We start from the raw sequence: 12,228 nt of genomic DNA on the forward strand, positions 1-12,228 counted from the left end.
GGTCCCGGTCGCCGTCCGGCCTTCGGGGCGCGGACTCGGGTGCTCCGCCGCCGGGTGGGGCACCCGGGACCGGGCGCGTCCGGGCGCGGTGCCGCTCAGCCGTTGCGGTCCGCGTACTCGTACACCGATCCGTCGGGATGGACGGCGATGAGGTTGCGGCCCGCGGGTGTCTCCACCGGGCCCGCGACGACACGGGCGCCGAGGCCGGTGAGGACCCGGCCGGTCTCCTCGACGTCCTTGACGGCGATCGTCGCCGCGACCTTGCGCAGCACGTCGAGTTCGGACTCGGGCCCGCTCATCAGCAGGAAGCAGCCGACCGCGGCGACCGACACCCCGCCGCGCTCGAAGCGGAGCGCCCTGCCGCCCGCGAGCCGTTCGTAGAAGGGGACCGCGGTCTCCAGGTCGTCGACGCAGACGCGCAGCGTGGCTCCCAGAATCTCCATGAGGACGAGCCTAGTTGGGCACGCGCGGCGGGGGAGATCGATTCGGACGATCGCCTCCGGAGCCGGGGCCGGTCCGTTACGGGTCCGGCCCGGCGGGGTACCCGCGGACGATGAAGCGCATCGAGCACCTGGAACATCTGGAGCATCTGGACAGGGAACTCGTCGACGAACTCGCCATGGTGGCCCGCGAGACCGTCCGGGACGAACTGCGCGAGCAGACGCGCGCGAAGCGCCGGACGGCCGCGCTGTACGCCGCTTCGGGCGCCGCCGCGCTGTACGCGGGCGCCGCCCTGGTCCTCGCCCTCGGTCTGGCCCTCGCGTCGGCGATGCCCGGTTGGGCGGCGGCCCTCGTCGCGGCGGTGGCGCTCGGGGCCGTCGCGTACGCGCTGCGGGGAACGGCCCGGCCGTCCGCGCCCGGGCCGACGACCGGGGACGCGGCCGCACTCACCCCGCCCGACCGGGTCGTCGGCGCCCACGCGCCCCCCTTCCCGCCCGGCGGCCTGGGTCTGCCGTACCCGCCGATGCCGACCGGGGCGCCCGGTGTCCCCGACGGCGGCACGGGCCCGGGTCTCTCCGACGACCCCGAGGTGTGGCATCGCCGGGCGCGATGAATCCTCCGCCGCGCACGGCGCCGGTGCCGGGTCCGTGGCACCGGCGCCGGCCGTGTCCGCGCCCCGGGCGGGAAACGCCGGACGTGCCCGTGTTTGGGCGCCGGGGTCGGGGGGACGCGGAAAGCCCGTACGGCGGGAGGGAACCGGCCTCGTCCGAAGGGGCGGAACGGCCGGAGCGCCGGGCTGTCCGGAAACCGCCGGAGGTCTGGAAGGAGCATCATGAACACACGCCAGCTCATCGATCTGGCCCAGCAACTGCGCGTCGACAGCGTCCGGGCCGCCGACGCCGCGGGCTCGGGGCACCCGACGTCGTCCATGTCCGCCGCCGACCTGATGGCGGTCATGCTGGCCAACCACACACGGTACGACTTCGAACGTCCTCAGCATCCCGGCAACGACCGTTTCGTCCTCTCCAAGGGGCACGCCTCACCGCTCCTGTACTCCGCGTACAAGGCGGCCGGCGCGCTGAACGAGGCCGAACTGCTCACCTTCCGCAAGGCGGGCAGCAGGCTCGAGGGGCATCCCACGCCCCGGCGGCTCCCGTGGGTGGAGACCGCCACCGGATCGCTCGGCCAGGGGCTGCCCGTCGGGGTCGGCATCGCGCTCGCCGGAAAGCGGCTCGACCGCACCGGATACCGCGTCCGGGTGCTGTGCGGCGACAGCGAGCTCGCCGAGGGGTCCGTGTGGGAGGCCGCCGAGCACGCGGGCCACGAGCACCTCGACAACCTGACCGTGATCGTCGACGTCAACCGGCTGGGCCAGCGCGGGCCGACCCGGCACGGACACGACCTCGACGCGTACGCACGCCGGTTCGGGGCGTTCGACTGGCACACCGTCGAGGTCGACGGACACGACGTGGACGCGATCGACCGGGCCTTCCTGGAGGCGGACTCCACCAGCGGACAGCCCACCGTGATCCTCGCCCGCACGCTGAAGGGCAAGGGCGTGGCCTCGGTCCAGGACCGCGAGGGACTGCACGGCAAGCCGCTGCCGGACGCCGAGGAGGCGATCGCCGAACTCGGCGGTGTGCACGACCGCCGGGTGGAGGTCCAGCCGCCGCCCGTCGCCAGGATGCTGCACGCCGTACGCTCCGGACACCTCGACCTGCCGCGGTACGAGACGGGTGACGAGGTCGCCACCCGCGACGCCTTCGGGAAGGCGCTCGCCGCGCTCGGCGGCGCCCGCGGTGACGTGGTGGCCCTGGACGGCGAGGTCGGCGACTCGACCCGCGCCGAGTTCTTCGCCAAGGAACACCCCGAGCGCTACTTCGAGTGCTACATCGCCGAGCAGCAGCTGGTCGCCACCGCCGTCGGCATGGCGGCGCGCGGCTGGGTCCCCTACGCCTCGACGTTCGCGGCCTTCCTCACCCGGGCCCACGACTTCGTCCGCATGGCCTCCATCAGCGGCGCGGGCGTCAACCTCGTCGGCTCCCACGCGGGCGTCGCCATCGGGCAGGACGGGCCTTCGCAGATGGGTCTCGAGGACCTGGCGATGTTCCGGTCCGTGTACGACTCGACCGTGCTGTACCCGTGCGACGCCAACCAGACGGCGAAGCTCGTCGTCACGATGGCCGGTCTGGAGGGCATCCGCTATCTGCGCACCTCACGCGGTGAGAGCCCCGTCATCTACAGCGCCACCGAGGAGTTCCCGGTCGGCGGCAGCAAGGTGCTGCGCGCCTCCGCCGACGACCGGCTCACGTTCGTCGCGGCGGGGGTCACCGTCCACGAGGCGCTGGCCGCCGCGGAAGCGCTCGACCGGGAGGGCATCCAGGCCCGCGTGATCGACCTCTACTCGGTGAAGCCCGTGGACCGCGCGACCCTGCGCGAGGCCGCCGAGGAGACCGGCTGCCTGGTCACGGTGGAGGACCACCGGGAGGAGGGTGGCCTCGGGGACGCGGTGCTGGACGCCTTCACCGATGGCCGCCCCGTGCCCCGCCTGGTGCGCCTCGCCGTCCGTACGATGCCGGGCTCCGCGAGCCCCGACGAGCAGCTGCGCGCCGCGGGCATCGACGCCGAGTCGATCGCGGCGGCGGGCCGTCTGCTGGTCGAGACGGCCGTGGTGCGCTGACCGGGCCGGGGCCGGAGAGAGCCCTTGCGGCCCGCCCGCCGGAGCGCGGGCGGGCCGTCGTGGTGCGCCGACCGGAGTCCGGAGCGCACCATGGTCAGTACGCCGTGGGGGGCGCGAGTGGAAGCGCGGGAGGAGACCCATGAGCGCTCTGCGCTATGTGTACGCGATCTGCCGCCCCTTCTCGGCAGCGCTGTCGGCCGAGCTGACCGGGGTCGGGGGCATTCCGCCCAGACTGCTGCGCCACGGCGACCTGGTCGCCGTGGTCGGCTCGGTCCCGGAGCGGGAGTTCGCCGCGGAACCGCTGCGCCGCCGGCTGGAGGACGTCCACTGGCTGGAGGCGACGGTCCGCGCGCACCAGAGCGTCATCGACGCGCTCACCGCCGTCACCAGCCCGCTGCCGCTCCGGCTCGCCACCGTCCTGCGGGACGACAGCGGCGTACGCGTGATGATGGACGAACGCAGGGAGGATTTCCTGCGGACCCTCGACCGGCTCGACGGGCGAGTGGAATGGGACGTGAGGGTGTACGCCGCGCCCGCGGGGGATTCCGGGGGCTCCGGGAACTCCGCGGGCGAATTCACGAGCCGGCTGCACGACACCCTTTCCGAGTGTGCCGAGGAGAACCGGCTGCTGACCCCGCGGAATCCGCGATCCGCTCGGGACGCTCCTCCCGGGGGAGAGGGCGAGAAGATATTCGACGCGGCCTATCTGGTGCCGCGCGCGGACTCGGGGGAATTCGTGGAGCGGGTGAACGGAAAGGTGGGGGAGGAGCCAGGGGTGCGGGTGGAGCTCACGGGGCCGTGGGCCGCGTACTCCTTCACGCGATCCACTGGCCTCACCGGGTTCAGCGGTCTCACGAGCTGTACGGGCTGCTGAGCCGTACGGCTGCTGAACGGCACGGAGCCCGGCCCGGGATCCAGGACTGTCCTGGATCCCGGGCCGGGCGAAGCCGTTTCTCCCCGGATTCTCACCGAAGGGGGAGAGCTACCACCTGTACCAGCGGCCCCGGCCGCCGGAAGCGTTCGTGCCGCGCACCAGGAATCCGAGCAGCCACAGGACGATGACCACCAATGCTATCCACCACAGAATCTTCAGCGCGAATCCGGCGCCGAAGAGAATCAATGCGAGCAGCAGAACCAGCAGAATGGGAACCATAGTGTGTAACCTCCTGCGTTCCTGGTTGCCCGATATCGCGGGATCACGCTTCCTTTCGGCAGAGAATTTCCCCGTGCAGGACGGAGAACCAGCCGTCCTCCTGCCGGCCCCACTCCCGCCAGGCCTCCGACACCGCCCGCAGGTCCTCCGCGGTCGCGTGGCCCCCTTCCGTCGCCCGCTCCGCGTACGCCGAGGCCAGCGTGCGGTCGGCCCACAGGCCGCTCCACCACTCCCGCTCGTCCTCGGTGGAGAAGGTCCAGGTGCTCGACGTGGCCGTGACGTCCCGGATGCCGGCCGCCAGTGCCCATGACTTGAGACGGCGGCCGGCGTCGGGCTCGCCCCCGTTGGCGCGGGCGACGCGCAGGTACAGGTCCAGCCACCCGTCCATGCCCGGCGTGGACGGGTACCAGGTCATGGACGAATAGTCCGCGTCACGGACCGCGATGAACCCGCCGGGCTTGGTCACCCGGTGCATCTCGCGCAGCGCCAGCACCGGATCGCCCACGTGCTGGAGCACCTGATGGGCGTGGACCACGCAGAACGTGTCGTCCGGGTACTCCAGCGCGTGGACGTCGGCGACGGCGAACTCGACGTTGCGCAGGCCGCGTCCGTCCGCCGTCCGGCGTGCCTGGTCCAGGATGCCGGGCGCGTGGTCGACGCCGGTGACATGACCGTCCGGCACCCGCTCGGCCAGATCCGCGGTGATGGTGCCCGGTCCGCAGCCGATGTCGAGGATCCTCATGTGCGGCTTCAGCGAGCCGAGCAGGTAGGCCGCCGAGTTGGCGGCCGTGCGCCAGGTGTGCGAGCGCAGCACCGACTCGTGGTGGCCGTGGGTGTAGACGGCGGTCTCCTGCGGCTTCGCCTCGGACTTCGACATGACCGGTCCCCTTCTCGTCGTACGGGCCTCGCCGGGTGCACGTACTCCCTGACGCGATGTCATCACCGTACGCGGGCATGTCGAATTATGAGATACATGTCTTGCCATGTGGACATGGGATCGGTGGGCGGGATCAGGTGGGGCCCGCGGGGACGCTCCGCGGGGGCGGTCCGCGCGGTGCCGGGCGCGGGCGGCGTGCCGGACGCGGTCAGTGCGCCGGAAGAGGGCGGTAGACGGTCAGCGCCTCGGGGCTCTTGCTCAGCGTCACCTCGCCGCTCACCTCGGTGACCTCGCCGTCGTAGGCCAGCAGCGTCCCGGGCGCCATCCCCTCGATGCGCAGGCGGCCCACCCGTACCGCCGCGTGCGCGGGGGAGCGGGTGAGGGGCCCCGCGAAGGCCGCGGCCAGCAGCCGCACCGCGGGATGGCGGCCGCCGTGCACGACCCGTACGTCGAGGCGGCCGTCCGCGAGGTCGAAGCGGCGGGCGGGTGCCAGGCCCATCCGGTGATAGGTGCCGTTGCCGGCGAACAGCAGCCACAACGGGTGGCTGCGGCCGCCGAGTTCGGCCCGCAGCGGGTGGTGGTCGGCCCGGAGTACCCGCAGGGCGCCCAGCACTCCCGCCGGCCAACTGCCGATCACCTTGGACCAGTTCTCCCGCTCGCGCACCAACTCCGGATAGATGCCCAGGCTGCAGGTGTTGAGGAAGACGCCGCTCCTGCCGCCGGACGCGAACCGGCCCACGTCCACCCGGACCGCCTCGCCCTCCTGGAGCGCGCGGACCAGATCGCGCTCGCCCTCCACACCGAGGTCGTGCGCGAAGTGGTTGAGCGTGCCGCCCGGCAGGACGGCGAGGGGGATCCCGTGGCGCAGGGCGACCTCGGCCGCGGTGTTCACCGTGCCGTCGCCGCCGCACACGCCCAGCACCCGGGCGCGGACCGCCGCCTTCTCCAGCTCCTCCCGCACGTCGGAGGGTTCGCACTCCACGATCTCCGCCCCCGGCAGCGCGGCGGCCAGCGCGCCGGCCCGCTCCGCGGTGCCCGAGCCCCTGTTGGCCACCATGACCAGGCCCTCGCCCTCGCTGTCGGCCAGCGCGGGCGCGTCGGCGCGCGGCCGGCCGGGCGGGGTCAGCTGGTCCCGGGTGGGCACCAGCGCCCGCACGGCGTACGCGGCGCCGACGCCCAGGGCCGCACCGGCCACGACGTCGCTCGGGAAGTGGACGCCGGTGTAGACGCGGGACACGGCCACCGCCGCGGCGAGCGGGGCGACGGCCGCACCCCAGCCGCGGGACTCCAGCGCCACCCCCGCGGCGAAGGCGGCGGCGGAGGCGGCGTGCCCCGACGGGAACGACGTGGTGATCGGCTGCCGCTTCAGCTGCCGGCCGGTGGGCACCGGGCCGAGACCGGGGCGGGCGCGCCGCACCGAGCGCTTGCCGAGCGTGTTGATCGCCGCGGAGGCCAGGGCGAGCGAGGCGACACCGCGGACGGCGGCCCGGCGGGCCCGCGGAGTACGGCTCGCCGCCACGGCGGCGGCCGTCGCGAACCACAGCACACCGTGGTTCGCGCCCCTGCTCAGCCGCGGCAGCACGGGATCACCGCCCGGCCAGTGCCGTGCCGCGACCGCCTCGAAGAGGCGCAGGTCCAGGCCGAGCAGGCGGTCCCGAAGGGCGTGGCGGCCCGGTACGAGGGCGGTCAGGTCGACATCCGGGGTCGTCGTCATGCGGCTCCGTCTACCCCGGATCGGGCGCTTCCCGCCCCGGCTCCGGGGCCCCGCCCGGATACGCGTTTGCCCGGCGCCCCCGCTCCCCGGAGAATGCCTGCCCATGGGACATCTCGAAGCCGCACACCTTGAGTACTACCTTCCCGACGGGAGGGCGCTGCTCGGCGACGTGTCGTTTCGGGTGGGCGAGGGGGCCGTCGTCGCCCTGGTGGGACCGAACGGCGCCGGCAAGACGACGCTGCTGCGGCTGATCTCGGGGGAGATCAAGCCCCACGGCGGGACCGTGAACGTGAGCGGCGGGCTCGGCGTCATGCGCCAGTTCGTGGGGTCCGTACGCGATGAGACGACCGTGCGCGAGCTGCTCGTCTCCGTGGCCCCGCCCCGCATCCGCGAGGCGGCGAAGGCGGTGGACGCCGCCGAGCACGCCATGATGACCGTGGACGACGAGGCGGCGCAGCTCCAGTACGCGCAGGCGCTGTCCGACTGGGCCGAGGTCCAGGGGTACGAGGCCGAGACCCTCTGGGACATCTGCACCACGGCCGCTCTCGGCGTCCCCTACGAGAAGGCGCAGTGGCGGCTGGTGCGGACCCTGTCCGGAGGCGAGCAGAAGCGCCTGGTCCTCGAGGCCCTGCTGCGCGGCACCGACGAGGTGCTGCTCCTCGACGAGCCGGACAACTACCTCGACGTGCCCGGCAAGCGCTGGCTGGAGGAGCGTCTCAAGGAGACCCGCAAGACCGTCCTGTTCGTCTCGCACGACCGCGAACTCCTCGCCCGCGCCGCCCAGAAGATCATCAGCGTCGAGCCCGGTCCGGCCGGCGCGGACGCCTGGGTGCACGGTGCCGGTTTCGCGACCTACCACGAGGCCAGGCGGGAGCGGTTCGCGCGCTTCGAGGAACTGCGCAGGCGCTGGGACGAGAAGCACGCGCAGCTCAAGAAGCTGGTGCTGAACCTCCGTCAGGCGGCCGCCGTCAGCCATGAGATGGCGTCCCGCTACGCGGCGGCGCAGACCCGGCTGCGCAAGTTCGAGGAGGCCGGACCGCCCCCGGAGCCGCCGCGCGAGCAGGACATCACGATGCGGCTGCACGGCGGCCGCACCGGGGTGAGGGCCGTGACCTGCAAGGGACTCGAGCTCACCGGGCTGATGAAACCCTTCGACCTGGAGATCTTCTACGGCGAACGCGTCGCCGTCCTCGGCTCCAACGGCTCGGGCAAGTCGCACTTCCTGCGGCTGCTCGCGGGCGGCGACGTCGCGCACACCGGCGAGTGGAAGCTCGGCGCCCGCGTGGTCGCCGGCCACTTCGCGCAGACGCACGCCCACCCGGAGCTGGAGGGCCGCGCCCTCCTGGACATCCTGTGGACCGAGCACGCGCAGGACCGCGGAGCCGCGATGTCCCGGCTGCGCCGCTACGAGCTGACCGCCCAGGCCGAGCAGCGCTTCGAGAAGCTGTCGGGCGGCCAGCAGGCACGTTTCCAGATCCTGCTCCTCGAACTGGAGGGCTCGACGGCCCTGCTCCTCGACGAGCCGACCGACAACCTCGACCTGGAGTCCGCAGAGGCGCTCCAGGAGGGACTGGAGGCGTACGAGGGGACGGTGCTGTCCGTCACCCACGACCGCTGGTTCGCCCGCTCCTTCGACCGCTACCTGGTCTTCGGCTCGGACGGCCGGGTGCGGGAGACGTCGGAGCCGGTGTGGGACGAGCGCCGCGTCGAGCGGGCGCGGTAGGCGGGCGGGAGCGGAGGCCCCCGCACGGACGCCTCCGCCGGGGGCGCCGGGTACCGGGCACGTCCCGGGGAGGCCCGGTACCCCGGATGTTCGTAGAGTGGAGGGAGTGGGTCTCGATCCACGGCTCCCTCCCGGACGCCGCTCGGGGCAGTGACTGCCCGTGGCGGGTGCCCGGAGCGCACCGACGGCCACGACGAGCGGGGTAGCACCATGACCGGAGTCGACCCGGGCCGGCTGGACGACCAGCAGCTGATGAAAGAGCTGGAGGCCATCCACCGCACCCGCCACGACACGCTGCTGCACGGTTCGAACGACGCGCTGCACACCCACAACGTGCGCATGGCCCAGCTGGAGGGCGAGTACCTGCGCCGCCACCCGCGACGGCCCGTCATCGCGGGCCGTACCCGCGACGGCGCCCGGGAACGCGGGCCCGCGGGGGTGCCACCGGCGTGAACGGTCCGCATGCGGTCCTGGCCCGGCAGACGGAGGCCCTGGAGCTCTTCGGCCGCCGGGTCCACGCGATCCGGGACGACCAGTGGGGGGCCCGCACCCCGTGCACCGACTGGAGCGTGCGCGATCTCGTGGGTCACCTCGTCTCGGAGCAGGCGTGGGTGCCCGCGCTGGTCCGGGACGGCGCCACCGTCGACTCGGTCGGCGACGACCTGGAGGGCGACCTGCTCGGCTCCGACCCCGTCGCCGCCTGGGAAGCCGTGGCCGACGCCTCCCGCGCCGCGTTCGCCGAGCCGGGCGCGCTCGACCGCACGGTCCACCTCTCGTTCGGGGACATGCCGGCGGACGACTACTGCGCGCAGCTGGTCACCGATCTGACGGTCCACACCTGGGACCTGTCCCGCGCCATCGGCGCCGACGAACAACTCCCCGATGAGCTCCTGTACTTCGCGGTCAGGGAGGTCACCCCGCACGCGGCGGAACTGGAGCGGACCGGACTCTTCGCGGCGCCGGAGGAGCCACCACCCGGAGCCGACGTCCAGACGAAGCTGCTCTGCCTGGTCGGGCGCCGGCCCTGACCCCGGGCGCCGCCCGGTGAGAGCCCGTGGAGAGCCGGGATCCGGACCCCCGAGGGGCCGGGCGGCCGGGCGTCGGGGAGAATAGGGGGTGTTTGCCCCGCATGGCGCGGGGCAGACGCAGTTGCAGTGCTTCGGACAGGAGGCACGTCCGTGGGAGCGGCCATCCGCGCCATGGGTGTACTCGTCCGGAGCACGGGTGCGTTCCCACGATGACTGTCCATCACATGGCACCATCAAGGGAGTTGCGACGCATCATGCGAACTCGAGCGAGCGCGACGCACCATCCGCACGACGACGCCCCCGACACCGCGGAGGCGTTCCGCAGGCTCGCCGCACTTCCCCCGGGGCAGGAGCGCGACGCGCTCCGCGCGGAGATCGTCGAGTCCTGGCTGCCGATGGCCGAACGGCTCGCGGGTCGCTTCCGCAGCCGTGGCGAGAGTTACGAGGACCTGCGCCAGGTCGCGTCGCTCGGGCTGGTCAAGGCCGTCGACCGCTACGACCCCGAGCTCGGCAACGCCTTCGAGAGCTACGCCGTGCCCACGATCACCGGCGAGATCAAGCGCCACTTCCGCGACCACATGTGGACCCTGCACGTGCCGCGCCGGGTCCAGGACCTGCGCAACCGGGTCCGGTTCGCCGGCCAGGACCTGTCGCAGACCATCCCGGGCCGCCGGCCCACGGTCGCCGAGATCGCCGAGCACGCCAGCATGAGCGAGGAGGACGCCCGGACGGGCCTGGAGGCCCTGGAGAGCTTCACCGCGCTCTCCCTGGACGCCGAACTGCCGGGCGGCGAGGACGGCTACTCCCTCGGCGAAGGCCTCGGTTCACCCGACCCGGCCCTCGACACCGTCATCGACCGCGAGGCCGTCAAGCCCCGGCTCCAGGCCCTGCCCGAGAGGGAACGCGCCATCCTCTACATGCGCTTCTTCGACGACATGACCCAGAGCCGCATCGCCGACGAACTGGGCATCTCCCAGATGCACGTCTCCCGCCTCATCAGCCGCTGCTGCACCCGGCTGCGCGACCAGATCATGCGCGACGCGGCCTAGGCCCTGTCGTCAAATTCCCGCCTGCCCCGCGACGCCCGGCACTCCCCCAAGCTCTTCGAGCAGGGGGTACCCCCACTCGCCGCACCGGGCGAAAGCCCGAGTACGTCCAGTACGAGGACTTCCGCCCGGCACTCCCCCTAGCTCTTCGAGCAGGGGGTACCCCCAGAGCACGCTCCCCCGAGCTCTCGGCTTCGCTCGAGCAGAGGGGACCCCCACGACGCCGCAGGGCCGCCCTTCGGGCGACGACGGGAATGTGACGACAGGGCCTAGGACCGATCGGGCCGGTGCCGCGGGCGCCCCAGGGGATCCGGTGGCGATGTCACCCGCTCGGGCCCCCGCTTTCCCGCGAATGGTGCCCGGCCGTTCGCGCCCGGCGGTACGGCGGGCTCTGATGGCCCCGAGGGGCACGACGGCCGTGGCTCTCGGACCGCACGCCCCGCCGAAGGAGCCCCGCTCATGCGCCGTACCGCCTGTGTCCTGTACGCCACCGCCCTGGCCGGCGCCGCCCTCGGCGCCGCCGCGTCGGGCGCGTCCGCGGATCCGGCCGCGCAGGTCAGTCCGGGCTCCGTCGAACCGGGCGGCACCGTCACCGTCACGGTCAGCTGCGAGGCGACCGGGGGGACCCTGCCCGACTCCATCGACGCCAGCTCCCAGGGGTTCCAGGAGGGCATGGTCCAGCTGCACCGCGTCGAGGGCGCCGACCCGGGCGCCGCGGGCGCGGCCTCCTACAGCGGCACCGCCCACATCTCGTCCGGCGAGCCCGGCACGGCTCCCGACCAGGCCGCGTACTCCGCCACGGAGGGGGCCTCCACGGCGCGCGGCCCCGGCGTCCCGGAAGGCTCGGGCGCTTCCGACGCGAAGAACTCCGACGGCGCGGGCGCGGCGGACCCCGTGTCCGGGGGTTCGAACATCATGGGTCCCGATGCCCCGGCACCGGCCCCCGGCGCCGGAGACCCCGCGGTCCCGGTCCCGCCGCCCGCCGGTACCACGGGGCCGGACACCGCCGGTCCGGACACCGCGGGCCCCGATGACGTGGGTCCGGACACGGTCCCCGAGACGCCGGGTCTCGACACGCCGGGCCCGGACGCGGTCCCCGACATGGTGGGTCCGGATACGCCGGGTCCGGACACGGTTCCCGACACGCCGGGCCCGGACACCGTGGGCCCCGACACCGCTGCTCCCGGCCCGGTGGACCCGGACCGGGCGGACCCCGGCACCGGGGGCGCCGACGGGCGCTGGAACGTCGGCGGCGTCTGTCCCGCGCCCCCCGGCGGCCACGGGAAACAGTGGACGGCCTCGTACGCCGTGGCCCGGGGTGTCACGGCGACGCACGGGCCCGACGGCGGGACCGGCTCCGACAGCTTCGCGGGCGGGCGTCCGCCCACCGTGCAGCGGGGCGTACGGGCCGGCGAGGGCGGTGTGTTCACCGACTCCGTGCCGGCCCTGGTCACCGGCGGAGTGCTGATCGCCGGGGCCCTGGGCGCGGTGGCGCACCGGCTGCACAGACTGCGCAGGCGACGTTACGCGGCCTGGACGGCACGGCGGCCGACGAGGTGACGGGCG

Annotated in this window: 12 protein-coding genes; 8 read left to right on the forward strand and 4 right to left on the reverse strand. The window is 73.7% G+C overall.

Translation table 11 applies throughout. The annotated features are described in order from the left end of the window. Positions 1 to 95 precede the first annotated feature (95 nt). Positions 96 to 443, reverse strand: coding sequence for a VOC family protein (locus tag ACICHK_RS31985; RefSeq protein WP_151474910.1), 348 nt, complete (start codon positions 441 to 443; stop codon positions 96 to 98). 119 nt (positions 444 to 562) lie between these two features. Here ACICHK_RS31985 and ACICHK_RS31990 point away from each other — a divergent pair, with 119 nt between their 5' ends. The 3 genes from ACICHK_RS31990 to ACICHK_RS32000 all read left to right on the forward strand — a co-directional run bounded on the left by ACICHK_RS31990 (position 563) and on the right by ACICHK_RS32000 (position 3,995). After that, positions 563 to 1,054 (forward strand): phage holin family protein, encoded by a 492-nt coding sequence (locus ACICHK_RS31990; protein ID WP_406841371.1) that lies wholly within the window; start codon positions 563 to 565, stop codon positions 1,052 to 1,054. Between the two features lie 219 nt (positions 1,055 to 1,273). Further along, complete coding sequence (locus ACICHK_RS31995) at positions 1,274 to 3,121, forward strand: transketolase (RefSeq protein WP_406839600.1); 1,848 nt, start codon at positions 1,274 to 1,276, stop codon at positions 3,119 to 3,121. Positions 3,122 to 3,260: 139 nt separating this feature from the next. Continuing rightward, positions 3,261 to 3,995, forward strand: a complete 735-nt coding sequence (locus tag ACICHK_RS32000) for a GvpL/GvpF family gas vesicle protein (RefSeq protein WP_406839601.1) — start codon at positions 3,261 to 3,263, stop codon at positions 3,993 to 3,995. A 108-nt stretch (positions 3,996 to 4,103) separates the two neighbouring features. Here the strand turns inward: ACICHK_RS32000 and ACICHK_RS32005 are convergent, their stop codons facing one another. The 3 genes from ACICHK_RS32005 to ACICHK_RS32015 form a co-directional block, all read right to left on the reverse strand. Continuing rightward, positions 4,104 to 4,274: a hydrophobic protein gene (locus ACICHK_RS32005; RefSeq protein ID WP_103551057.1), complete on the reverse strand. Its 171-nt coding sequence runs from the start codon at positions 4,272 to 4,274 to the stop codon at positions 4,104 to 4,106. A gap of 43 nt (positions 4,275 to 4,317) precedes the next feature. Continuing rightward, the gene (locus tag ACICHK_RS32010) at positions 4,318 to 5,151 is read right to left on the reverse strand and encodes a class I SAM-dependent methyltransferase (protein WP_406839602.1); all 834 of its coding nucleotides are present in this window, start codon (positions 5,149 to 5,151) and stop codon (positions 4,318 to 4,320) included. Between the two features lie 208 nt (positions 5,152 to 5,359). Beyond that, a complete protein-coding gene (locus ACICHK_RS32015) occupies positions 5,360 to 6,865 on the reverse strand; it encodes a bifunctional phosphatase PAP2/diacylglycerol kinase family protein (protein ID WP_406839603.1) in 1,506 nt (501 codons plus the stop codon). A gap of 103 nt (positions 6,866 to 6,968) precedes the next feature. On the opposite strand from ACICHK_RS32015, the gene ACICHK_RS32020 reads away from it, so the two are divergent. The 5 genes from ACICHK_RS32020 (at position 6,969) to ACICHK_RS32040 (ending at position 12,222) form a co-directional block, all read left to right on the forward strand. After that, positions 6,969 to 8,588: an ABC-F family ATP-binding cassette domain-containing protein gene (locus ACICHK_RS32020; protein ID WP_406839604.1), complete on the forward strand. Its 1,620-nt coding sequence runs from the start codon at positions 6,969 to 6,971 to the stop codon at positions 8,586 to 8,588. A 210-nt stretch (positions 8,589 to 8,798) separates the two neighbouring features. Continuing rightward, on the forward strand, positions 8,799 to 9,041 hold the full coding sequence (locus ACICHK_RS32025; RefSeq protein WP_151473041.1) for a DUF6158 family protein: 243 nt from the start codon (positions 8,799 to 8,801) through the stop codon (positions 9,039 to 9,041). Further along, on the forward strand, positions 9,038 to 9,616 hold the full coding sequence (locus tag ACICHK_RS32030; RefSeq protein WP_406839605.1) for a TIGR03086 family metal-binding protein: 579 nt from the start codon (positions 9,038 to 9,040) through the stop codon (positions 9,614 to 9,616). The genes ACICHK_RS32025 and ACICHK_RS32030 overlap by 4 nt, the downstream gene beginning before the upstream one ends. Positions 9,617 to 9,870: 254 nt before the next feature. Next, positions 9,871 to 10,665, forward strand: a complete 795-nt coding sequence (locus ACICHK_RS32035) for an RNA polymerase sigma factor SigF (RefSeq protein WP_406839606.1) — start codon at positions 9,871 to 9,873, stop codon at positions 10,663 to 10,665. 456 nt (positions 10,666 to 11,121) lie between these two features. Continuing rightward, positions 11,122 to 12,222 carry a hypothetical protein gene (locus ACICHK_RS32040; protein ID WP_406839607.1) on the forward strand — a complete coding sequence of 367 codons (1,101 nt, stop codon included), beginning with the start codon at positions 11,122 to 11,124 and terminating at the stop codon, positions 12,220 to 12,222. The last annotated feature ends 6 nt before the right edge of the window (positions 12,223 to 12,228 follow it).

Origin of the sequence: Streptomyces sp. AHU1 (assembly GCF_045343905.1) — a bacterium.
Lineage (GTDB): Bacteria > Actinomycetota > Actinomycetes > Streptomycetales > Streptomycetaceae > Streptomyces > Streptomyces triticiradicis.

Excerpts from the sequence above, each read along its gene's own strand:
- ACICHK_RS31985 (WP_151474910.1), bottom strand. The coding sequence starts at position 443 with ATGGAGATTCTGGGAGCCACGCTGCGCGTCTGCGTCGACGACCTGGAG.
- ACICHK_RS31995 (WP_406839600.1), top strand. The coding sequence starts at position 1,274 with ATGAACACACGCCAGCTCATCGATCTGGCCCAGCAACTGCGCGTCGAC.
- ACICHK_RS32000 (WP_406839601.1), top strand. The coding sequence starts at position 3,261 with ATGAGCGCTCTGCGCTATGTGTACGCGATCTGCCGCCCCTTCTCGGCA.
- ACICHK_RS32005 (WP_103551057.1), bottom strand. The coding sequence starts at position 4,274 with ATGGTTCCCATTCTGCTGGTTCTGCTGCTCGCATTGATTCTCTTCGGC.
- ACICHK_RS32010 (WP_406839602.1), bottom strand. The coding sequence starts at position 5,151 with ATGTCGAAGTCCGAGGCGAAGCCGCAGGAGACCGCCGTCTACACCCAC.
- ACICHK_RS32015 (WP_406839603.1), bottom strand. The coding sequence starts at position 6,865 with ATGACGACGACCCCGGATGTCGACCTGACCGCCCTCGTACCGGGCCGC.
- ACICHK_RS32020 (WP_406839604.1), top strand. The coding sequence starts at position 6,969 with ATGGGACATCTCGAAGCCGCACACCTTGAGTACTACCTTCCCGACGGG.
- ACICHK_RS32025 (WP_151473041.1), top strand. The coding sequence starts at position 8,799 with ATGACCGGAGTCGACCCGGGCCGGCTGGACGACCAGCAGCTGATGAAA.
- ACICHK_RS32035 (WP_406839606.1), top strand. The coding sequence starts at position 9,871 with ATGCGAACTCGAGCGAGCGCGACGCACCATCCGCACGACGACGCCCCC.
- ACICHK_RS32040 (WP_406839607.1), top strand. The coding sequence starts at position 11,122 with ATGCGCCGTACCGCCTGTGTCCTGTACGCCACCGCCCTGGCCGGCGCC.